Annotated in this window: 17 protein-coding genes; 3 read left to right on the top strand and 14 right to left on the bottom strand. The window is 52.8% G+C overall.

Annotated elements, in window-relative coordinates; genetic code table 11:
* Nucleotides 1–76 precede the first annotated feature (76 nt).
* The 12 genes from EPYR_RS07790 to otsB all read right to left on the bottom strand — a co-directional run bounded on the left by EPYR_RS07790 (nucleotide 77) and on the right by otsB (nucleotide 16,284).
* Nucleotides 77–1,759 carry a methyl-accepting chemotaxis protein gene (locus tag EPYR_RS07790; RefSeq protein ID WP_012667853.1) on the bottom strand — a complete coding sequence of 561 codons (1,683 nt, stop codon included), beginning with the start codon at nucleotides 1,757–1,759 and terminating at the stop codon, nucleotides 77–79.
* A gap of 157 nt (nucleotides 1,760–1,916) precedes the next feature.
* Nucleotides 1,917–3,581 carry a methyl-accepting chemotaxis protein gene (locus EPYR_RS07785; RefSeq protein WP_014538847.1) on the bottom strand — a complete coding sequence of 555 codons (1,665 nt, stop codon included), beginning with the start codon at nucleotides 3,579–3,581 and terminating at the stop codon, nucleotides 1,917–1,919.
* Between the two features lie 78 nt (nucleotides 3,582–3,659).
* Nucleotides 3,660–5,315, bottom strand: coding sequence for a methyl-accepting chemotaxis protein (locus EPYR_RS07780; RefSeq protein ID WP_012667851.1), 1,656 nt, complete (start codon nucleotides 5,313–5,315; stop codon nucleotides 3,660–3,662).
* Between the two features lie 470 nt (nucleotides 5,316–5,785).
* Nucleotides 5,786–7,450 carry a methyl-accepting chemotaxis protein gene (locus tag EPYR_RS07775; RefSeq protein ID WP_012667849.1) on the bottom strand — a complete coding sequence of 555 codons (1,665 nt, stop codon included), beginning with the start codon at nucleotides 7,448–7,450 and terminating at the stop codon, nucleotides 5,786–5,788.
* A 174-nt stretch (nucleotides 7,451–7,624) separates the two neighbouring features.
* Nucleotides 7,625–8,122 carry a chemotaxis protein CheW gene (gene cheW, locus EPYR_RS07770; protein WP_012667848.1) on the bottom strand — a complete coding sequence of 166 codons (498 nt, stop codon included), beginning with the start codon at nucleotides 8,120–8,122 and terminating at the stop codon, nucleotides 7,625–7,627.
* Between the two features lie 24 nt (nucleotides 8,123–8,146).
* Nucleotides 8,147–10,102, bottom strand: coding sequence for a chemotaxis protein CheA (cheA, locus tag EPYR_RS07765; RefSeq protein ID WP_012667847.1), 1,956 nt, complete (start codon nucleotides 10,100–10,102; stop codon nucleotides 8,147–8,149).
* A gap of 10 nt (nucleotides 10,103–10,112) precedes the next feature.
* Entirely contained in the window at nucleotides 10,113–11,144 is a 1,032-nt protein-coding gene (motB, locus tag EPYR_RS07760) for a flagellar motor protein MotB (RefSeq protein ID WP_012667846.1), read from the bottom strand.
* Nucleotides 11,141–12,025, bottom strand: a complete 885-nt coding sequence (motA, locus tag EPYR_RS07755) for a flagellar motor stator protein MotA (RefSeq protein WP_012667845.1) — start codon at nucleotides 12,023–12,025, stop codon at nucleotides 11,141–11,143. Before motA ends, motB begins: the two co-directional genes overlap by 4 nt.
* A gap of 134 nt (nucleotides 12,026–12,159) precedes the next feature.
* Entirely contained in the window at nucleotides 12,160–12,738 is a 579-nt protein-coding gene (flhC, locus tag EPYR_RS07750; RefSeq protein WP_012667844.1) for a flagellar transcriptional regulator FlhC, read from the bottom strand.
* Nucleotides 12,738–13,091 carry a flagellar transcriptional regulator FlhD gene (gene flhD / locus EPYR_RS07745; protein ID WP_012667843.1) on the bottom strand — a complete coding sequence of 118 codons (354 nt, stop codon included), beginning with the start codon at nucleotides 13,089–13,091 and terminating at the stop codon, nucleotides 12,738–12,740. The genes flhC and flhD overlap by 1 nt, the downstream gene beginning before the upstream one ends.
* Before the next feature lie 978 nt (nucleotides 13,092–14,069).
* Complete coding sequence (otsA, locus tag EPYR_RS07740; protein WP_014538845.1) at nucleotides 14,070–15,500, bottom strand: alpha,alpha-trehalose-phosphate synthase; 1,431 nt, start codon at nucleotides 15,498–15,500, stop codon at nucleotides 14,070–14,072.
* Nucleotides 15,475–16,284 carry a trehalose-phosphatase gene (otsB, locus tag EPYR_RS07735; RefSeq protein WP_012667841.1) on the bottom strand — a complete coding sequence of 270 codons (810 nt, stop codon included), beginning with the start codon at nucleotides 16,282–16,284 and terminating at the stop codon, nucleotides 15,475–15,477. The genes otsA and otsB overlap by 26 nt, the downstream gene beginning before the upstream one ends.
* A gap of 714 nt (nucleotides 16,285–16,998) precedes the next feature.
* On the opposite strand from otsB, the gene EPYR_RS07730 reads away from it, so the two are divergent.
* From EPYR_RS07730 to umuC, 3 genes are all read left to right on the top strand, one after another.
* Nucleotides 16,999–17,730, top strand: a complete 732-nt coding sequence (locus EPYR_RS07730; protein WP_012667840.1) for a YoaK family protein — start codon at nucleotides 16,999–17,001, stop codon at nucleotides 17,728–17,730.
* Nucleotides 17,731–17,901: 171 nt separating this feature from the next.
* On the top strand, nucleotides 17,902–18,321 hold the full coding sequence (umuD, locus tag EPYR_RS07725) for a translesion error-prone DNA polymerase V autoproteolytic subunit (protein WP_012667839.1): 420 nt from the start codon (nucleotides 17,902–17,904) through the stop codon (nucleotides 18,319–18,321).
* 2 nt (nucleotides 18,322–18,323) lie between these two features.
* Nucleotides 18,324–19,586, top strand: coding sequence for a translesion error-prone DNA polymerase V subunit UmuC (umuC, locus tag EPYR_RS07720; RefSeq protein ID WP_012667838.1), 1,263 nt, complete (start codon nucleotides 18,324–18,326; stop codon nucleotides 19,584–19,586).
* Between the two features lie 78 nt (nucleotides 19,587–19,664).
* Here the strand turns inward: umuC and EPYR_RS07715 are convergent, their stop codons facing one another.
* Nucleotides 19,665–20,582, bottom strand: coding sequence for a nucleotidyl transferase AbiEii/AbiGii toxin family protein (locus EPYR_RS07715; protein WP_012667837.1), 918 nt, complete (start codon nucleotides 20,580–20,582; stop codon nucleotides 19,665–19,667).
* Nucleotides 20,575–21,348 (bottom strand): type IV toxin-antitoxin system AbiEi family antitoxin, encoded by a 774-nt coding sequence (locus tag EPYR_RS07710; protein WP_012667836.1) that lies wholly within the window; start codon nucleotides 21,346–21,348, stop codon nucleotides 20,575–20,577. Before EPYR_RS07710 ends, EPYR_RS07715 begins: the two co-directional genes overlap by 8 nt.
* Between the last annotated feature and the right edge of the window lie 2 nt (nucleotides 21,349–21,350).

Genomic DNA, 21,350 nt, shown 5'->3' with positions numbered 1-21,350 from the left:
TTTGTCACAAACGGCCCGCGCACGGATTAAGCCCTGCTTGATGGTGTTGCCGCCTGGCTAGCCCGTGCACCTTGTCTTAAAACGTTTCCCAGTTTTCGTCAGGGCCAGCCGCCTTCGGCTCGGCTTTTTTTGCCGTGGCAACAGGCGACAGACGGGAAGAAAGCGGCACGCCAGAGTTATTAACGGCCGCAGTGAGATTTTCTTTACCGATTTGGAACACCGCCATCGCCTGTTTAAGCCCGCCGGACTGTTTTTCCAGCAAAGCCGCTGCCGCCGCAGACTGTTCCACCAGCGCAGCATTCTGCTGGGTAACGCGATCCATTTCGCTGACGGCAGCCCCCACCAGGTCGATGCCACGGCTCTGTTCACCGGAAGCGGAAGCAATTTCACCCATGATGTCGGTCACGCGCGTAACGGCGTTGACGATTTCGCTCATGGTTTCCCCGGCGCTTTCCACCAGCACCGATCCGGTGTCAATGCGCGCCACGGAGTCATCGATCAACCCTTTAATTTCCCTGGCAGCCTGCGCGCTGCGCTGCGCCAGGTTACGCACTTCTCCTGCCACCACGGCAAAACCGCGCCCCTGCTCGCCGGCACGCGCCGCCTCTACCGCCGCATTGAGCGCCAGAATATTGGTCTGGAAGGCGATACCGTCGATGACGCTGGTAATATCGGCAATTTGCTGAGAGCTTCCGGCAATCTCGCTCATGGTTTTCACCACGCCATCCACCACCTTGCCCCCTTTCAGCGCGGTTTCCGAGGCGCTGAGCGCCAGCCGCGACGCCTGGCGGGCATTTTCGGCGTTCTGCTTAACGGTTGCCGTCAGCTGTTCCATGCTGGCAGCGGTCTGCTGCAGCGCGGCGGCCTGCTGTCCGGTGCGGGATGACAGGTCAGTATTGCCGGCGGCGATTTCGCCGACGCCGTTAAAGATGGCATCGGAACCGTTGCGTACCGCGCTGACGGTGCGCGCCAGTTCATCCTGCATGTGCTGCAGGCTGGCAGCCAGCTGCGCCATTTCATTATGCCCCTGAACGGTTATCCGCCGGGTTAAATCACCACGGGCAATATGGCGAATATGGTCAATACTGGTCTGGAGCGGCAGTAGCAGAATGCGATGCATGGCGCTCCAGACGCCTGAAATCACCAGCAGCGTGACCACCAGCACCAGCACAATAAACCAGATCGCCTGCCGGTAAGCGTGCAGGTTGTCTGCCGCGCCCTGAGCGGCCAGCGCGTCATTTTTTGCCAGCCAGGCGTCATAGGCTTTGCTGAAATCGTTTTGATAGCTCTGGATCGGTTGACCAAAGAACTCGGTAATTTTACCTTTATTCATCAGGGGGATAAGTCCGCTCAGTGCATCATGCAGTACGGTATAGTTTTTCTGTACCGCCTGGACGTTGGCCGAGGCTTTACCAGCCGCAGACAAATGCGATTGCCACAGCCGGTAGTTTTTATCTGCAAGGCTTAACCGATCCTGTGCTGCGTCAAGCAACTGTTTAACCGTGTCGCCACTGCCCATGCGGTTGGCATCCAGCATATAGCGGATGCCGGAGCGACTGAGGCTATTCCGCGCCTGCATCAGGGCGTTCCATGACTGGTTAAGCGCAGATTGTTGCAGGCGCAACTGTTGTGATATGGCAAAATTATTTTTGTCGCCTTGCAGCGAGTGGCAGAACAAGCCACCGGTGATTAACTGTAATGAACCTAAAAATACCAGCACCAGAATAAGGCTGGTAACAACCTTCATGCGCGTAAACATAATCTTCCTTATTGAGCGGTTCGGTCAGTTGTTATCGGCCGCCGGTCAGAGATCTTTACGCTGTTTAACGCCTGAAGGTTGATTTTATTTCTTATCGAAGGGGAGTGGTGTCTGTTCTGCGATCAACCCGTGGGAGTGGTCGACCGCTGCCCGGGCGTCAGAACGTTTCCCAGTTGCTGTCACGATCTGCGGGTGTCGGCCGTACCCCTGTTGCCATCGGGGCGATCGTCGGGTGCTTCAGCTCGCTGCTGGCAACGGCGGGCTGCTGCGTGATGCGGAACACCGCTACCGCCTGTTTCAGTCTGCNGGCCTGATCCTCCAGCGATGCCGATGCCGACGCTGACTGTTCCACCAGCGCGGCGTTGTGCTGGGTGACGCGGTCCATTTCGCTCACGGCAGTGCCAACCTGATCGATTCCACGGCTTTGCTCATCGGAAGCGGAAGCGATCTCTGCCATAATGTCGGTCACACGCGTCACCGAATTAACGATATCGCTCATGGTTTCCCCGGCGCTTTCCACCAGTACCGATCCGGTATCAATACGCGACACGGAGTCTTCGATCAGCCCTTTAATTTCCTTCGCCGCCTGTGCGCTACGCTGGGCGAGGCTGCGCACCTCCCCGGCCACCACGGCGAAGCCGCGCCCCTGCTCACCGGCGCGCGCTGCCTCGACTGCCGCATTCAGCGACAGAATATTGGTCTGAAAGGCAATACTGTCGATCATGCCGGTAATATCGGCGATTTTTTTTGAACTGTCGGCAATCTCGCTCATGGTTTTCACCATGCCATCCACCACTTTGCCCCCTTTCAGGGCGGTTTCAGAGGCGTTGAGCACCAGCTGACTCGCCTTAATGGCATTTTCGGCGTTCTGCTTCACCGTGGCGGTGAGTTGCTCCATGCTGGCAGCGGTCTGGCCCAGCGCAGCAGCCTGCTGTTCGGTACGGGACGACAGGTCACTGTTTCCGGCGGCAATTTCACTGGCGCTGGTCAGGATGGTATCAGAACCGTCGCGCACCACGCCGACGGTTCGTGCCAGTTCATCCTGCATATGTTGCAAACTGGCGGCCAGCTGCGCCATTTCGTTATGTCCCTGCAATGCGTTCGCCTGAGTCAGATCGCCGCTGGCGATCTGACGGATGTGTTCAATACTTTGCTGCAACGGACGTAGCAGAATGTGATGGATTCCTGCCCATACCGCCGCAAGAATTGCCAGCGATATTAGCAGGATAGTCAACATCACCCAGATAGCGCGCTGATAAGCGTTATTGTTCTCTTCAGAACCCTCATTCAGCAGTCGACCGGCGTATTCCAGCCAGCAATCATAGGCCTTTTCAAAGTCATTCTGGAAATCCGTGGTCGGCTGGTCAACACTACCTTTAAGGTCCCTGTTGGTCAGCATCCGCGTCAGCTCGCTTAACGCATCGTGCAGAATGACATAGCGTTCGTTGACTCCCTTAACGTGTGGCTGGGTAACCGCTTCCGCCGGTTGCACTTGCATAAATGCGGCAAACTGCTGCCCGGCAACGTTCAGCTGGGTTTTCGCCAGTGCAAGCAGTTCATCGACAGTGGGACCGTTTCCCTGACCTTTTTCGTCCTGCATGTAACGCGTTGCTGCCCGGTTGAGGGTAATACGCGTTTGCACCAGCGCCACCCATGTAGAGGTAAGATTTGTCTGTTCGCAGCGGATCTGTTGTGTCAGCGTGAAGTTTTTCTTGTCACCATTCAGTGAATACAGGAACAGACCGCCTGAAATCAGCTGTAGTGAGCCGAATAAAACTAAAACCAGTGCCAGGCTGGTCACGACTTTCATACGCTTAAACATCTTTTTCCCCGGTTACAAGATGAAAAAAATTGCGGTTCATGAATAATATCAGCATGGGTGCTCACCCTGTTTCGAGGATTAAAAGGTTTCCCAGTGCGTGTCATCGTTCGCCGGTTCAGCCGTTGCCGTTGCACCCTGCGCTGGCCGCTTCGCCACCGCATCGGCAGTATTGTGCGGCAACCTGATGCTGAAAGCCGCCACCGACTGCGTCAGGCGGGCGGCCTGCTCTTCCAGCGAGGCCGCCGCCGAAGCGGATTCTTCCACCAGCGCGGCGTTCTGCTGGGTAACGCGGTCCATTTCGCTGACGGCAGCGCCAACCTGATCGATTCCACGGCTCTGTTCTTCAGAGGCCGAGGCAATTTCACCCATGATATCGGTGACGCGGGTCACCGAATTAACGATATCGTTCATGGTTTCCCCGGCACTTTCCACCAGTACCGATCCGGTATCAACGCGTTCCACGGAGTCTTCGATCAGCTCTTTGATTTCCTTAGCCGCCTGTGCGCTACGCTGGGCGAGGCTGCGCACCTCTCCGGCCACCACGGCGAAGCCGCGTCCCTGCTCACCGGCGCGCGCTGCCTCCACCGCCGCATTCAGCGACAGAATATTGGTCTGAAAGGCAATACTGTCGATCACGCCAGTGATATCGGCGATCTTTTTTGAACTACTGGCAATCTCATTCATGGTCTTCACCACGCTGTCCACGACCTTGCCGCCCTTCAGCGCCGTTTGAGAAGCGCTGAGCGCCAGCTGTGACGCCTGGCAGGCATTTTCAGCGTTCTGCTTCACCGTGGCGGTGAGTTGCTCCATGCTGGCAGCGGTCTGACCCAGCGCGGCGGCCTGCTGCTCGGTGCGGGATGACAGCTCATTGTTACCGGCGGCAATTTCACTGGCACCGGTCAGAATGGCATCGGAACCGTCGCGCACCGCGCCGACGGTACGTACCAGTTCAGACTGCATATATTGCAGTCTGGCGGCCAGCTGGGCCATTTCGTTATGCCCGTCGACGGTTATCTGCCGGGTTAAATCACCGCTGGCGATAGCACTAATATGGTCAATACTGGTACGTAGCGGCCGCAGCAAAATATGACGTGTTCCGAGCCACACGCCGAAGCTCATTAGCAACGCCACCACCAGCACGCTGCCCAGGATCCAAATTGACCTGTGCCAGGCATGCAGATTTTCTTCAGCTCCGGCATCCATCAGGGCATCTCTTTTCTGCTGCCAGGCCGTGTATGACCCGGTAAAAGCGTCCAGAAAGGCCTGGGTGGGCTGAGCATAATAATCGCTGAGTTTACCTACTTTGATGAACTGATGAAGTTCAGCCAGCGCACCATGTAGTGCGACGTAGCCTTTCTCCATTTCCCGCGCCTCGTCTGAGTTTTTACTCAATTCGGACAAAGATGAATCCCAGCGCTGATAGCTTTTTTCAGCAAGGATCAGCTGCCTCTGCGCCACCGCCAGAAATTCATCAACGCTATTGCCGGCACCCTTTCGATCCATATCTAACCTGAAACGATGAGCGGCAAGACTCATGGCGGTTCGCGTCTGAACCAGCGCATTGAATGTGTTATTCAGTTCGGTTTGCTGCTGTCGTAGCGTTTGAGATACGGCGAAGTTATCTTTAACGCCTTTCAAGGACTGGAAGAAAAGACCGCCAGCGGTCAATTGCAAAAAACAAAAAAACACCAGCACCAGAATCAAGCTGGTAACAACCTTCATGTGCTTAAACATCATTTTCCCTGTTAGCCGATTTTAGCGGAAAGCAGTGGAACACATAAAAAAAAAACGGCATAGCAAGTTAATGTTAATTAAGAATATTAATGAGTCTGTAACTAATCATTCACTTCGGCAGGCAGATGCGGGCGTTTGTACAGATTTAACGGCCGTCTTTTTTTATTCTCTGTCAATGCGTACTGATGTCATGCAGCGGGTCGGGAGGTTTCCGGTGACCACTATTACTGGTCGCAGCGACCGGCTCAGATGAGGTTAATGCAGCGGTCAGCGGCGGGGGTTTTAATGCCGCCTCGCTGTTGCGATATGGCGAAGTTGTTTTGTCGCCTTTCAGCGCCCGGAAGGACAGGCCGCCAGACGGGGATGTTGATGCTGTTTAAACGGCTGAAGGCTGATTTTACTTTCAGCGACAGAGGATTGCTGTCAGTTCTGCGGTCGACCCGTTATGGCGGTCGACCGCAGCTAAGTGGTTAGAAAGTTTCCCAGTTGCTGTCACTGAGCGCGGGCGACGAGCGTTCGGGCATGGCCGCCTGGCTCAGCACAGGACGCTTCAGCGCGGGGGCAGCCGGGCGGTGCTGCTGCGTGATGCGGAACACCGCTACCGCCTGTTTCAGTCTGCTGGCCTGATCCTCCAGCGATGCCGATGCCGACGCTGACTGTTCCACCAGCGCCGCGTTCTGCTGGGTGACGCGGTCCATTTCGTTTACCGCCTCTCCCACCTGGTCGATGCCCCGGCTCTGTTCATCGCTGGCGGAAGCAATTTCACCCATAATATCGGTGACGCGGGTGACCGCATTGACGATATCGGTCATCGTCTCACCGGCGGTGCCTACCAGCGCGGATCCGCTGTCAACACGCGCCACGGAGTCATCGATCAAGCCTTTGATTTCCTTCGCCGCCTGAGCGCTGCGCTGCGCCAGGTTACGCACTTCTCCCGCCACCACGGCAAAACCTCGTCCCTGCTCACCCGCTCGTGCCGCTTCTACCGCCGCGTTCAACGCCAGGATATTGGTCTGGAAGGCGATGCCGTCGATAACGCTGGTAATATCCGCAATTTTCTTCGAGCTACCGGCAATATCGCTCATGGTTTTCACCACGCCATCCACCACTTTGCCGCCCTTATGCGCCGTTTCTGATGCCGTCAACGCCAGTTTTGATGCCTGACGCGCATTTTCGGCGTTCTGTTTTACCGTGGCGGTCAGCTGCTCCATACTGGCTGCGGTCTGTTCCAGCGAGGCGGCCTGCTGTTCAGTTCTCGCCGAAAGATCGTTATTACCTGAAGATATTTCGCTGGCGCCGGTATAAATTGCATCGGAACCATCGCGCACCACGCTGACGGTTTTGACCAGCGCCTGCTGCATATTCTTCACGCTGCCCGCAAGCTGTGCCATTTCGTTATCACCGTTTACTTCAATGCTGTGCGTCAGATCGCCTTCGGCAATACGGCTGATATGCGCAATTGTCGCCTGCAGCGGGCGGATAAGAATATTGCGCAGAACAAACCAGCACAGCACGATAAGCATTACTACCAGCGTCAGCAGGCCGGCGATCGCCCACAGCATATGATCATAGGCCTGCTGGCTCTGTTTAGCCCCGTCCTTTACCATCTGATTCATCAAGTCGCGCCATTTGGTATAAGCAACTTGCGTCGCCATCTGCTTCTGTTCGATATTTTGCCTGAACATGGCATCCAGCTGTCTGTTATCCATCTGCTGCGTCATGGTTTGCAGCGCGCTGCTGTAATTCAGATAAGCGTCATCCAGCTCTTTCGTCACCTTGGGATCGAAACCAGGCATGTCCGGCGTTACTTTGTAGGTAGCGTAGTAGGTCTTGGCAGTAGCCAACAGCTGTTTCGCCCGCACGCTTAACTCCGCCAGCGAGGCGTTGCTGCCCGCGTTGGCGGCATCACTTTGTATACGCAACATGCCACGGTTCAGCACAATGCGCGTCTGGTTGAGCGCAATCCACGCGTCGGTAAACTGGGTGACGTTTTCACTGGACAGGTCCGATAACGCAAAATTTTCTTTGTCCTGGGTTAGCGCTTTAAAAAACAGGCCGCCCGACACCAGCTGTAACATGCCGAAGATCAACAGAACGAGGATCAGGCTGGTGACGACTTTCATACGCGTGAACATAATTTACCTTTGATTAAAATAATGTAATAACACCGGAAACCGGTTAGCAGACGACCCTCTTTACCAACAGGGTCACTAAAATTCGGCGCACAGAGGCTGGCTGACATCACGCCTGCCGGGTAAAAAAAGGGCAGATCAACGATCTGCCCGGTGGGATCCTGAACGCACTAAGCCTTATGAACTGCGCAGCCTGTCCATCAACGCCATATCTTCGCTGCCGAGCAGTTTTTCGATATCGACCAGAATCAGCATCCGCTCGCCCAGCGCGCCCAGTCCGGTCAGGTACTCGGTGGACATCGTTACGGCGAACTCCGGTGAAGGTCGGATCTGGTCCTGGGTCAACGAGAGAACGTCGGACACCCCATCCACCACGATACCCACCACGCGCTGTTCGAGGTTCAACACGATCACCACGGTGTTGTCGTTATAGTCGACATCAGGCTGGGCAAATTTAATCCGCAGATCGATGATCGGCACGATAACGCCGCGCAGATTGGTCACGCCTTTAATAAACGCCGGGGTATTGGCGATGCGGGTAACCTGATCGTAGCCACGGATCTCCTGCACTTTGAGGATATCAATCCCGTATTCTTCTTCACCCAGCGTGAACACCAGAAACTCCTGTCCCACGGTTTCGCCGGCGAGTTTGGTGGCAGTAGCCATCCCAGTCATAATTCTACCCTTAATCAGTTATTGTCAGGCTGCGGCTCCCGCCACACGCTTTTCACGGTTCAGAGACTGCAATGCTGAGACATCGACGATAAGCGCCACGCTGCCATCGCCAAGGATGGTGGCGGCGGAGATGCCCGGTACTTTGCGATAATTACTTTCCAGGTTTTTCACCACCACCTGGTGCTGGCCAATCAGCTGATCGACCAGCAGCGCATAGCGTTTGCCCGCGCTCTGCAAGATGACGGCGATCCCCTGAGTCGCTTCGGTTTTGGCATCCTGCACGTCAAAAACCTTCCACAGCTCGACCAGCGGCAGATATTCGCCGCGTACTTCCAGTACGCGTTCAGCGCCTGCCAGCGCCTTCAGGTCTTCCGCCTGCGGTTGCAGCGATTCCATCACCGCATTCAGCGGCAGAATAAAGACTTCGTTCGCCACGCGAACCGACATGCCGTCAAGGATTGCCAGCGTCAACGGCAGCAGGATGCGGATGGTGGCACCTTTGCCCTGCTTCGAGGATATTTCAACGTGCCCGCCCATCTCCTGGATGTTACGTTTCACTACGTCCATACCCACGCCGCGACCGGAAACATCGGTCACCTGCTCGGCGGTGGAGAAACCCGGAGCGAAAATCAGCATGCCGACTTCTTCGTCGCTCATGGCATCACTGACCGGCAGACCGGAGGATAATGCCTTAGCCAGAATACGTTCACGGTTAAGACCCGCTCCGTCATCGGTCACTTCGATGCAGATGTTACCGCCCTGATGTTCGGCTGAAAGCGTCAGATTACCTGTCGCAGTCTTACCGGCAGCGACGCGTTTATCCGGCGACTCGATGCCGTGATCGAGGCTGTTTCGTACCAGGTGCGTTAACGGATCGATGATGCGCTCGATCAGACTCTTATCCAGTTCAGTTGAACTTCCCAGCAGGGTCAGCTCCACTTCTTTACCCAGCTTACTGGCCAAGTCGCGAACCAAACGCGGGAAGCGGCTGAAGACATACTCCATCGGCATCATGCGGATTGACATCACCGATTCTTGCAAGTCGCGGGCATTGCGTTCCAGCTGGCCCATGCTGTTCAGCAAGTCGCCATGATGTACCGGGTCGAGTGCGCCCGATCGCTGGGCCAGCATTGACTGGGTGATCACCAGTTCACCCACCAGGTTAATCAGCTGATCGACCTTTTCGACCGCCACGCGAATACTGCTCGATTCGCTGCCCTTCGCCGCTGACTTTTTCGCCGTTTCACGTTTAGGTACCGCGCTTTCGCTAACGCTTGCCGGTTGCGGCGCTGCCGGTACGGCTTCCACGTTTTGCGCAGCCGTAACGTTATTCAGCGCTTCCGTTTGCGGAAAATGAATCTGCGATTCGTCAATGACAAAGCACAATACCGCGATGATATCGTCTCTGCCGACCGATGATTCCAGCATGGCTTCCAGGGAGCTTTCCCCCTTTACCACCGCAGAGACCGTACCGAGATTAGCCAGTTCTTCCAGCATCAGATCGGCTTCGTTCACCTTCAGGCCGCTCAGCTTGATGTGCAGACCGCTGGCGGTAACGGACGCAGACTCCACGCCCGCTGCTGGCGCTTCCCCATTCGCTTCCAGCGCCAGCTGGCGCAGTGCCTGGCAAATGTATTCAAAGGCCGCAGCATCGGGTTCTGTGCTGGTTTTATAGGCATCTAACTGTTCCTGCATAATATCTTTAGTTTCCAAAAACAGGTTGACGATATCGGTGCTAAGCGGCATTTCGCCACGGCGCGCACCATCGAGAATATTTTCCAGAATATGCGTGGTTTCCTGTAATACAGTAAAACCGAATGTTCCGGCCCCGCCTTTGATGGAATGGGCCGCGCGGAAAATAGCATTTAGCTGTTCCGAATCGGGTTCCTGTGGGTCAAGAACCAACAGGTGTTGTTCCATGTCAGCCAATAATTCATCGGCTTCATCAAAGAACGTCTGGTAAAAATCGCTGATATCCATGCTCACGGTATTACCTCGGCTGTGAGTCGCGCTCGGTCTGGGCAGACGGTGCCGTTGCAGCAGGTAACGAAGTTACTGCCGCGCTGGCACCACCAGGCTCAGCCTGTGAGAGTTGAGGGTCTTGTTTTTTACTGGTAACGGAAGGGACTTCCGGTGCCGCTATCTCATTAAGGCTATTAGTATCTTTAATTTCTATCGCATCACTCTCAGCATTTTCCCGCTCTATCTGCGCTTGTGTATCATGGTTCAAGACCAGCAGACTGATACGTCGGTTTACCGCATCGTTAGCACCACGGTTCTTTAATTTCATGGTGTCAGACATCCCCACCACCCGCAGCATCTTGCCGCTGTTCAGTCCCCCGGCAACCAGTTCACGGCGTGAAGCGTTAGCGCGGTCAGCCGAAAGTTCCCAGTTACTGTAGCCACGTTCCCCCCCTGGGTACGGGAAATCATCGGTATGGCCGGCGAGGCTAATACGGTTAGGGATCTGATTCAGAATCGGTGCGATGGCGCGTAAAATATCGCGCATATACGATTCCACCTCAGCACTGCCGGTTTTAAACATCGGGCGGTTCTGGCTGTCAATAATCTGAATACGTAGCCCTTCTTGCACCATGTTAATAATCAGGTGCGGACGCAGGGCGCGCAGTCGTGGATCCGCTTCAATCAGCTGGTCCAGATTTTCACGCAGCCGGTTAAGACGAATTTCATCCAGCTTACTTTTTTGTTTATCCAAATCGGCGACTTTATGCACTTCACCGATCTTCTCCGTCGGATCCCGTCCCCCGCCGGGGATTGGGCTGCTGCTATCGCTGCTGCGCTGCCCCCCGGTCAACGCGACCTTTAGCGGCGTTTTGAAGTAATCGGCAATCTGCACCAATTGTTGAGGGCTGGAGATAGAAATCAGCCACATCACCAAAAAAAAAGCCATCATCGCCGTCATAAAGTCGGCGTAGGCAATTTTCCATGAGCCGTGCGAGCCGACATGCTTATGCGACTTTTTCCGCTTTACCAGCACAATGGGGCGACCGTTATGCTTCATGCGTCCTGTTCCGATGTCTGTTGTGGAGATTTCGCATTGCGTACATGCTCTTCCAGTTCGATAAACGAAGGTCGTTCGGTTGAATACAGCGTCTTACGGCCAAATTCCACCGCGATCTGCGGGGCATAACCGTTCAGGCTGGATAGCAGCGTGACCTTAATGCACTGCATCATCTTGGTGTTCTCTGCGCATTTCTGGCGCAGCACGCCCGACAGCGGTGAGATAAAACCGTAAGCCAGCAGAATACCCAGGAAGGTTCCTACCATCGCATTGGCGATCAGCGCACCAAGCTCGGCGGCCGGTCGGTCGGCGGCGGCAAGCGTATGGATAATGCCCATCACTGCGGCGACGATACCAAATGCCGGAAGAGAATCGCCCATGGTGCCCAGCGCAATAGCCGGAACTTCGCACTCGTGTTCGTAGGTTTCGATCTCTTCATCCATCAATGCTTCGATTTCAAAGGCATTCATGTTGCCGCTGACCATCAGGCGTAAATAATCGTTAATAAAGTCGACCAGTCTTTTATCGGCAAGGATGCGTGGGTAATTAGCGAAAATCTCACTTTCCTGTGGATTATCGATATCACGCTCCAGTGACAGCATGCCCTGCTGGCGCGATTTAGCCATCAGCCGATACAGCAACGCCATCAGATCCATATACACGGCTTTGTTATATTTTGATCCACGCATCAGCAACGGTAGTGATTTCAACGTTGCTTTAATCGCCTTGCCGTTATTACCGACGATAAAGGCTCCCACGCCGGCACCGACAATAATCAGCACCTCCGAAGGTTGATAGAGCGCGCCGAGGTGGCCGCCTACCATCGCGTAACCGCCTAACACCGAGCCAAGAACAATGATATAACCCAATATAATCAGCAAGATAAATCCTTACGCTGCAAAACGTGTGGGTGAAAGGAGAGCCAGAAATTGGACAGGTCTGTGCGCCAGATACGGGGCAAAAAAAAGCAGCGGTCAAAGACCGCTGCTGGATTCACTCCGTGTGGCAGACGCGATTAAACGGCTTGTTTAACCTGTTCATCCAGCAGTTGTGAGTTGTTATCGGCAGTTTCAAGCGAAAGTTTACGTCTTTTTACCGCCCGGGAAGGTGGCTGGCAAAGGCTGCAGGTGAAGCTTCCGCGCGGTTGATGTGCGTGGCTGATAAAGCTTCCACCACAGCATTTACAATCGGTTAATTCCAGCATTCCGCTTTCGACAAACCGCACCAGGGTCCAGGCGCGCGTGAGCGCCAGTAGCGGGCTTTCGTCCTGTTGCGGGCACTGTTCAAGATAGAGTCGATAGGCTTTAATGACCGCCTTGACACCGTGACATAACCCACTCTTCACCATAAATTGCCAGGCATTACAGAACATGGAAGCATGAATATTTTGCTCCCAGGTCATAAACCAGTCGGTTGAAAATGGCAGCATGCCTTTCGGCGGCGGGCTACCACGCAGCTCCTTGTACAACTTAATCAGGCGGCCACGGCTTAGCTGAGTTTCACTCTCTAACATCTGCAGGCGTGCGCCCAGAGTGATCAACTCTATTGCCAGTTGAATATCACGCGCTTCCTGAACAATGCTTTTTTCGCTCATTAACTGGCGGCCCTTTTTTTCGGCGTCTCTTGTTCTTTCGTTACGTCACGCAACAAACGGCTGGATAGCAGGATACCGGTATGGATTTGCTGCAGGTCCTCCACCCGTGACTCCTTGGTTAAGCGACTGATTGACTGGTGGTCGTTGAAACGGAACTGACAAACCAGTTGGTTAGTCTCGGCAAGTTTAACCATTTCTGGCAATGTCAGCCTTGCCAAAGCATCAGCCATTGCTTCGTCAATACCCAGGCGAAACATCGCCGAGGCTTTTTCCTGATTAATTATTCGTTGTGCAAGCAATAAGTAAGACAAATTGATGTCGTAAATATGTTTGAGTAATTCTGATGTACCCATTTTTCCATCCTGACTGGCACTACTTTTAACGTGTGCGGTGGATACCGCTACCTGGTTGCTGGTTGGTAGATCTAAAGATGGCAAAATAATTAGTGGCAGGAGCCAAAGATGAGCTAAAGCTGACTTGTTTCTTAGTATGCAGAGAAACCAGGCCAGGGATAATTATAGACTCATTTTGCCAGCGGCTATTCCTGAGCCTTTTCTTCCCTGACTTCTTCCTTCATCACTTCTTGTTACATTCTACTAGGACTATTCCTAAAGCAAGGCAACTCTATCCCCTCTGATTTAGACATACAACGTGAGGCAACCCCAATTTTAGATAAAGTGTGATGCAGATCACACTTTATCTAAAATTATTTCTTAAAAAACCATCAGAAACACTGTTGATTAGCTCACTAACTAATCATTAATGATTTTTTTTGGAAATTTTAGTCCTTTTAATAATTATGACCGGTCACTGAATACCTCCCGACAAATTCAATGATAAAAAAAACTACAAAAGACGCATTTATGCAGCATAAAAAAGTCAATATATTTGATAGTTAAGAAATTTATCACCATACAAACGCATCATAGCAGTAGTAATGGATCAATCACTCACGGTGGGTAATCGATCGGAAAACCTTGTCAGAAGTGTGATATATCGCAGGTTTTCAACAGGAATTGATAGCGTTTTGTCAGCAGATAACACCGTTCGTTTAGCGAATAACAACAGCTGTAAACGAGTGTTACATAAGCGATGCAAATGTTTTAGGCAAAACCATTGGATTATCTGATATGAGCATCAGCAGTAACGTGGGAACCTTTAGCGAAATGCCCTTTTTGTGCAAACTTTATGCTTTACGAGGTGTTTTCTCGCCGCTTGCCATCGGTAAAGCGTAAGATAATGTCAACCTTCACCGGCTGGTGAAGGGATCGTGGGGGGAACTGAGGTGGGGTACATATAAAGATGGGCCTGATTCAGGCCCCCCTCTATAATCAGGCCAGTTTTGACAGGTGGCTCGCAGACTTTTCGTTATCAGCCAATATGCGTGACGGTGTCACTGACAGTAAATCTTGCAGATAGCTTTCGCGCCATTGAGTGATATCATTTTGGCGCAGAACCGCCATCATGTCGTTGTAGCGTGCGATGCGTTCAGTGCGCGGCATCGTTAAAGCACGATGCAGAGCCGCAGCCACGTCATCACGGTCGTACGGGTTGACGATCAGAGCAGAGGTCAGCTCGTTTGCTGCTCCGGCAAAGCGCGACAGCACCAGAACCCCAGGATTGTCAGGATCCTGAGCAGCAACATACTCTTTTGCCACCAGGTTCATGCCGTCACGCAATGGCGTCACCAGTCCGATGTCGGTCAGGCGGAAGATTTTCATCAACAGCCGGCGATCAAAATGCTGATTGAGATAGTAGAGCGGGGTCCAGCCTAAGGTGCCATATTTACCGTTAATTCGCCCAGCTTCAGTTTCCAGCTGGTGACGGATATCCTGGTAAGCCTGCACATCACCACGCGAGGTGGGGGCAATCTGCGAATAGCGGATTTTGCCGTGGTGCTGCGGGTAATGCTCCAGCAGCGCCTCATAGGCGAGGAAGCGTTCCGGTAACCCTTTGGAGTAATCCAGCCGTTCACAGGCGATAATATTCTGTGCGTCGCCGAGATCTCTCTTCATTGCCACCATTTTCGGCGGCAGCGGGCCTTCGGCCATTTCTTTAATACTGTCGGGTTCAATGCCAATCGGATAGACCTCAGTGGCAAAGGCATGGCCGAAAGCCCGATGCTGTTTGCCATCGCTTTGCAGCGAGGTGAGTGACGATATGCATTCGATAAACGCGACGCGGTCGCTTTCCGTCTGGAAGCCCAACAAATCGTATTCACACATCATCTGCAACAGCTCGGCATGGGGCGGTAGCGCAGTAAAGATTTCCGGGGTGGGAAAGGGAATGTGCAGGAAAAAACCAATGCGGTTGGTCACGCCCAGCTTGCGCAGTTCAGCGGCAAAGGGTAGCAGATGGTAATCATGGATCCACAGGATATCATCCTCTTTCAGCAGCGGCTGCAGGCGATGGGCCAGCAGCGAATTCACGCGGTGGTACCCTTCCCACGCTTCACGTTGGAAGTTGACCAGGTCGAGGCGATAATGAAACGCTGGCCAAAGTACGGCATTAGAAAATTGCAGGTAGTAGAGATCATAATCATTCTGATTCAAGCCGAAAGAGGCATAGGTAATGCCGCCCTGCTGCAGAATGTTGACTTCATCGTCATCTTCGCCAATTTCATTTATCTCACCGTTCCAGCCATACCACACGCCGCCGGTTGTTTTTAGCGCGTCAACGATGCCGACAGTCAGGCCCCCGGCACTGCCCTTACTGCCATCAGGAATGGCGATACGGTTAGATACGACTACTAAGCGACTCATAACTTTGACTCCTTAGCGACGCTTTTGCGCCGTTGTCCAGTTGTTTTCGAGCCTGAACCAGCCAGCGATAAACCGCGTTAACATCGGCCAGATGTCCCCGCGCTTCACTGGAACCGGTACCGACTTTAATTGAGATGCCCCCGATGGCATTGACCGCGTTAAAACCGGCTTCATCGGTCAAATCATCCCCGAGGAAAACCGGTACGCGACAGGCAAACGGAGGCAGTTGCATAAATTGGTTAATGGCGGCGCCTTTGTTCACATCCTGCGGTTTCAGTTCCACCACACATTTTCCCGGCTGCTGCGCCAGCTCAGGAAAACGCGCCATCATTGAGGCGGCCAGCTGCTCTATCTGCTGCTGATGCTGCGGTGCCTGCCGGTAATGCAGAGCAAATGCGGCTCCTTTCGTCTCCAGCATAGCGCCCGGCAGCGACGCGATGGCCTGTTCCAGCTCCCGCTGCAATGTACTGACAGTATGTGGGGCAAGCGCCACGCGCGTGATATTGCCGTCAACATCACGGCGCTCGGCACCGTGCACGCCGGCCATCGGCAGAACCAGCGGTGCTGCCAGAGCGTCCAGTTCGACAATCGGGCGGCCGGATATCAGCGCGACGGCCCCGTCACAATGCTGCGCCAGCCATTGCAAATCATCCAGCACAGAAGCAGGTATTGATACCTCATCCGGACGCGACTGGATCGCTGCCAGAGTGCCATCCACATCAAAGAAAAAGGCATAGGCCGTTGCGGCTTGCAACGAGGGAACGGAATCTGTTGGTATCGGCACATCTTCCTCCTGAGTCACGAGTTAGGAAAGATGCTGCAGGCCATAAAGGGTAACCGCGCGCGCTGAACGGTAAAACAGAGAGAAGCGCATGCCGTCAGACGACGATGAGAGGATCGTGGTTTTTCTCACCATGTCAACCCCTTAAGTGCGGACAACATCGCAGCTTATTATAGGATAATTTCCAGATAAAACCAAAAAATGCAAAATAACCCCATGATAAAAAAGATAATTCAGTTCAAAGCGATTCAGCCTTTCTATTTTTTGATTCGACGATACTGACCTGCGATTTCAGCGGGCTGATACTTTCTGCACTGACAGGCCAGTATAACAGTTTTCAATAAACGCTACCCTGCCGGCTGGTGAAGCGTGTTGAATAGCAGCCTGCCTGCCCGGGGCTGTTTCACCGGATCTGCATCGCCATCGCGCCCCCTTCACGGCGTTACGGTGGCTCTGCGTTGTGCCTCTCTAACGCATTTCATCATGCCTGCGCATCACCGGGACGGTTCTGCACAGCGGCCAAACACATTATGCGTAACGCCAGTAACCGGGCTTTTTTTACACGCTTTTTAAGCAAAAAAACCGCTATTTTTCAGACCAGTCTGAGATATTGGCATTCATTCCCCATATGTTCACTAAACCTGTGTGAAAACGTTATATTGCGTTAAAATTGGCAACAGCCCGGCTGATCGCCAACCGCAACAATAAGGGGCGATAATGCTGCGCATGATGATTAAAAGAAAGCGTGAAAGAACGCACGCTGAAGACCGTTACCTGGCGCTGGTACTGGCCACCAGCGCCGGCTTGCTGAATGCAATGGCGTTGGGGGCATTCGGTATTTTCCCATCGCATATGTCCGGCAATGCTGCACAATTATCCTCCGAGGTCTCCAACGTCGACATCAGGGATCTGAAATTTTTGCTGGCAATTCTTACCGCTTTTGTTATCGGCTGCGTAACATCTCGTCTGATAGTGATCTGGGGTATTAAGAATAAGCTGCGAACGATATTCAGTATTGTTCTGCTGATTGAAGGGGTGATGTTGATGCTGCTGTCGGCGTTTGAAACGTTTTTTTATGCTGCCGGCAATAACCGCGAGGCAATTGTCTGCCTCGGTTTTCTAATGGGGATCCACAATGCCACGTCCACCCAGCTGTCTAACGGCCGCGTGCGTTCCACCCACGTTACCGGCACTTTGACGGATGCGGGGATCGCTCTCGGTTCCGTACTGACCGCCTGGTTCCAGCGTGACCGCTCACAGCCGATAGCCGCCGCATGCCAGCAGTTTGTGACTCACCTGGTGACCATTGTTTCCTTTCTGAGCGGAGGTATGGCCGGCCTGCTGTTATTCGAACAGTTTAGTTTCAGCTCAATGATCGCCGTAGGGGTGTTCCTGGCGCTGATTGCCATCAGCTCGATCGTGATCACCGTACGCATTGCGCGATACTAGCCCGCCGGCCACTCTCCTTCAGCGGCGCGCCATCGTCAGGCTTTGATCCACTGTAAAAAGTTAAATTCCGTGCCTGTTCAAATGCTTCCTGAAATTCTCTGGCGGGTGGCTTGATCGTTCCGGTTAATCGCTGATACTGTATATAAATACAGTTATATTGAGGTTGCCGTTATGCCGTTTATCCGTCCGCTCGACATTGATTGCCCCCTGCTACTTCCGTTGTTCTCCGAGCGCGTACCCTGTGGTTTTCCCAGCCCTGCCCAGGATTACGTGGAAGACCGCATCGACCTGAATAAACTCGCTATTAAGCACCCAAGCGCCACCTATTTTATCAAAGTCAGCGGTGACTCAATGCGCGAAGCAGGGATCGGCGATGGTGATTTGCTGATCGTTGATCGTTCGCTGAACGCAGTTCATGGCGATATCGTGGTGGCCGCCATCGCCGGTGAGTTTACCGTTAAGGAGCTGCGTACCCATCCGGTTCTGCAGCTGGTGCCGCATAACCCTCACTATCCGCCCATTTCATTCCAAAATGCAGAAGAGCTGGAAATCTTTGGCGTGGTCACTTTTACCCTGAAAGCGCATAAGTAATCATGTTTGCTCTGGTCGATGTGAACAGCTTTTATACTTCTTGTGAGACCGTTTTTCGCCCCGACCTGTGGGGAAAAGCGGTCGTGGTGGTATCGAATAACGATGGCTGCGTGATTTCACGATCTGCGGAGGCAAAATTACTGGGCATAAAAATGGGGGAACCCTTTTTTAAAATAAAAAATAATACATACCCATCTGAAATTCACGTATTCAGTTCCAATTATGCGCTGTATGCCGACCTCAGTGAACGCGTTATGCAGACGCTGACCGATATCGCTCCCGCCATTGAGATATATTCCATCGATGAAGCCTTCGTTAATCTGACTGGCGTCAACAATTGCGTATCTCTTGCAGATTTTGGTCATGAGATGCGCAATCAGGTGCTAAGAAATACCGGGCTGACGGTTGGCGTAGGCATTGCGCAAACCAAGACGCTGGCGAAGCTGGCCAATCATGCAGCGAAAAAATGGCCGGCTACCGGCGGCGTTGTCGATTTATCCTCTATTGACCGCCAGCGCAAACTACTGGCGCTGGTGGCAGTGGAAGACGTTTGGGGCGTTGGACGGCGTATCAGTAAAAAGCTCAATCTGATGGGCATTGAGACCGCACTCGATCTGGCAGAAAGCTCGCTGTGGGTGATCAGGAAACATTTCAACGTCGTGCTGGAAAGGACCGCGCGTGAACTGCGTGGTGACCCCTGTCTGGAGCTGGAAGAGTTTGCTCCGACTAAGCAGCAGATCGTCTGTAGCCGCTCGTTTGGCAACCGCCTGACGCAATATTCAGACGTGCATCAGGCCGTTTGTGCCTATGCCGAGCGAGCCGCAGAAAAACTGCGTGGTGAGCGGCAGTTCTGCCGTTTTATCAGCGTGTTTGTGCGCACCAGCCCGCATGCGGACAATGAAGTGTACTACGGCAACCAGGCGTCCACCCGGTTGATGACACCGTCAAATGACACGCGTGACATTATTCGTGCCGCAACCGAATCGCTGGCGCGTATCTGGATAGACGGGCACCGCTATATGAAAGCCGGCGTCATGCTGGCAGATTTCTACAGTAACGGGGTTTCGCAACTTAACCTGTTTGATGAACAGCGCGTGTGGGCGAACAGCGCCGCGCTGATGCAAACCATCGACAGCTTAAACCGTTCGGGTAAAGGCAAGGTCTGGTTTGCCGGCCAGGGGATAGAAAAGGCCTGGAAGATGAAGCGGGAGATGCTCTCCCCCGCTTACACCACGCGCTATGCCGACCTTCCCGTGGCGAAGTGATGCGTGACAGATGAGCACATCAGTTTAAAAAAGACCACGGAGTGACACTAAAGGTAAATGTATATGTTAAATTCTAAACTACTTTATCCACTCGGCAAGAACAGCCTCAAGCTTCGCCAACGCCTGAATATGCTTACCTTTTGGTATGCACCCAATATTTTGCAACTTCCACTTAACCGCTGGTAGATGCTGAATCTGATCTTCAGGAGCCAGACTCCAGTCCGGTTGACCACTTTTGAAAGACATCAAAAAATCATAATCCTGCTGCGTGAATTGTGCTTTGAGAGCAGTAACCATTAAGTTGGGTATCGCATTGAGTTCTTCCAGAGAAACCGCATCGAATGTCATTCCGTTAAATTCATTCGCATATAGCTCAGAAATATCTTTCCAGCGGGGATTAAGCACCTCTGATAATGGGCGTTGGTGTCCCAATAGATAGGTGATGAAACCATTAAAGATCTGGCGATCAATGCCTTGCGTTTCGAGTAGCATTTTGACGTCATAAAAATCACGGGGATGTTGCCTGTCAAGCGCAGCACAAAGCTTGCCACCATAGAGATCGGCAAGCGATACAACCTGAATAGTAGCGAAACCGAACTCGTCCTCTACCGCTTCAACAATATCACGTTCTTCTGGGGGATAGAGTGTGCCTCGCGCAACAGGCGAAACTTCTATCTTTATCTGTGCCTCCTGAGAAGAAACCACAATGCGCATTTCATCAGAATGATTCGTTTGTAGCACCGCCGAAATGCCAGCCTGTTGTTGCAGTATTTCAGCAATACGCATCAAAGCAGCCCGAACATTTGGCAATGCCACATCTCTGCTTTCCAGCAAAACGTAAGCCAAATCGATATCAACCGATAAACGTGGAAAATCACGGACAAACAAGTTTATAGCCGTTCCACCTTTTAGTGCAAAGCATCGCTCTGCTGCCACAACAGGCAATGCGCTGAGCAGCAACGCAACTTGCCGATAATAAGGTGATTGCTTATCCATGTGAGATCCCTTTGCTAACAAAACTCGCTGGAACAGTGATCTGATATTTTAGATCCAGCTTGCCACCAGATACGATCTGCCGTTTCCCGGCCCCTAAATCAATGTTGGCTTTATCTATTCGCGTAACCCATGCATGAGCATAATGATCGGCCAGAAACAGGTAAAGGCGGTTAGTTTTCACTGCTCGACTGGATTGCAACAACACTTCGACTTTACGTGGACTCAGGTTTACCAGCCCCTGAAACAGCTCCGCAGCGTGCTCAAATGACAGCGAACCAGGGACTGCATTAGCAATCTCGTAAGCAGCTAATTCCGGCACACTCGCTTTCAACCGCTCACCCTTAATTTCTACCGCTGTCAGATACTTTTCGTCATTCATATTGAGCTTCTGATTAGAAAGTAAAAGCCACTCGACATTGGGAAATTCTTTGAACCACTTTGGCAACGAAGCTTTGTCTTCTACGTAAAGCCAAATTGCCTGGCGCGTTAAGTGAAGATAATGAGAGCGTCCCTGCCAGGTCAGGCTGGTAAGCCCCGCCAGATGCACAGAAATCCCCAGCTGATTTTGCAGGCATAAGACGGCATCGTTCCACTGAGGTTCACGCCCACTCCGCACGTATACACCGGCACGTAGCTTTTGTAACCAGTCACTATGCATATACTTATTGGCTAAAGAAGGGCTAATACCATTTTTTGTCAACCAGGACTGTAATACCAAGGAGCCAGGCGCAGTGTTCTGCAAAAGCCAGTTTAGTTTTGATGACATAC

Source organism: Erwinia pyrifoliae DSM 12163 (assembly GCF_000026985.1).
Classification (GTDB): Bacteria; Pseudomonadota; Gammaproteobacteria; order Enterobacterales; family Enterobacteriaceae; genus Erwinia; species Erwinia pyrifoliae.
Note: the sequence above shows the minus strand (reverse complement) of the source record. Positions and strands in the feature narration are given on the sequence as shown.

What these genes read in the sequence shown, in the direction of transcription:
- EPYR_RS07790 (WP_012667853.1), bottom strand. Translation starts at nt 1,759, where the DNA reads ATGTTTACGCGCATGAAGGTTGTTACCAGCCTTATTCTGGTGCTGGTA.
- flhC (WP_012667844.1), bottom strand. Translation starts at nt 12,738, where the DNA reads ATGAGCGAAAAAAGCATTGTTCAGGAAGCGCGTGATATTCAACTGGCA.
- EPYR_RS07775 (WP_012667849.1), bottom strand. Translation starts at nt 7,450, where the DNA reads ATGTTCACGCGTATGAAAGTCGTCACCAGCCTGATCCTCGTTCTGTTG.
- EPYR_RS07780 (WP_012667851.1), bottom strand. Translation starts at nt 5,315, where the DNA reads ATGTTTAAGCACATGAAGGTTGTTACCAGCTTGATTCTGGTGCTGGTG.
- otsA (WP_014538845.1), bottom strand. Translation starts at nt 15,500, where the DNA reads ATGAGTCGCTTAGTAGTCGTATCTAACCGTATCGCCATTCCTGATGGC.
- umuC (WP_012667838.1), top strand. Translation starts at nt 18,324, where the DNA reads ATGTTTGCTCTGGTCGATGTGAACAGCTTTTATACTTCTTGTGAGACC.
- flhD (WP_012667843.1), bottom strand. Translation starts at nt 13,091, where the DNA reads ATGGGTACATCAGAATTACTCAAACATATTTACGACATCAATTTGTCT.
- EPYR_RS07715 (WP_012667837.1), bottom strand. Translation starts at nt 20,582, where the DNA reads ATGGATAAGCAATCACCTTATTATCGGCAAGTTGCGTTGCTGCTCAGC.
- motB (WP_012667846.1), bottom strand. Translation starts at nt 11,144, where the DNA reads ATGAAGCATAACGGTCGCCCCATTGTGCTGGTAAAGCGGAAAAAGTCG.
- EPYR_RS07710 (WP_012667836.1), bottom strand. Translation starts at nt 21,348, where the DNA reads ATGTCATCAAAACTAAACTGGCTTTTGCAGAACACTGCGCCTGGCTCC.
- cheW (WP_012667848.1), bottom strand. Translation starts at nt 8,122, where the DNA reads ATGACTGGGATGGCTACTGCCACCAAACTCGCCGGCGAAACCGTGGGA.
- EPYR_RS07730 (WP_012667840.1), top strand. Translation starts at nt 16,999, where the DNA reads ATGCTGCGCATGATGATTAAAAGAAAGCGTGAAAGAACGCACGCTGAA.
- cheA (WP_012667847.1), bottom strand. Translation starts at nt 10,102, where the DNA reads ATGGATATCAGCGATTTTTACCAGACGTTCTTTGATGAAGCCGATGAA.
- umuD (WP_012667839.1), top strand. Translation starts at nt 17,902, where the DNA reads ATGCCGTTTATCCGTCCGCTCGACATTGATTGCCCCCTGCTACTTCCG.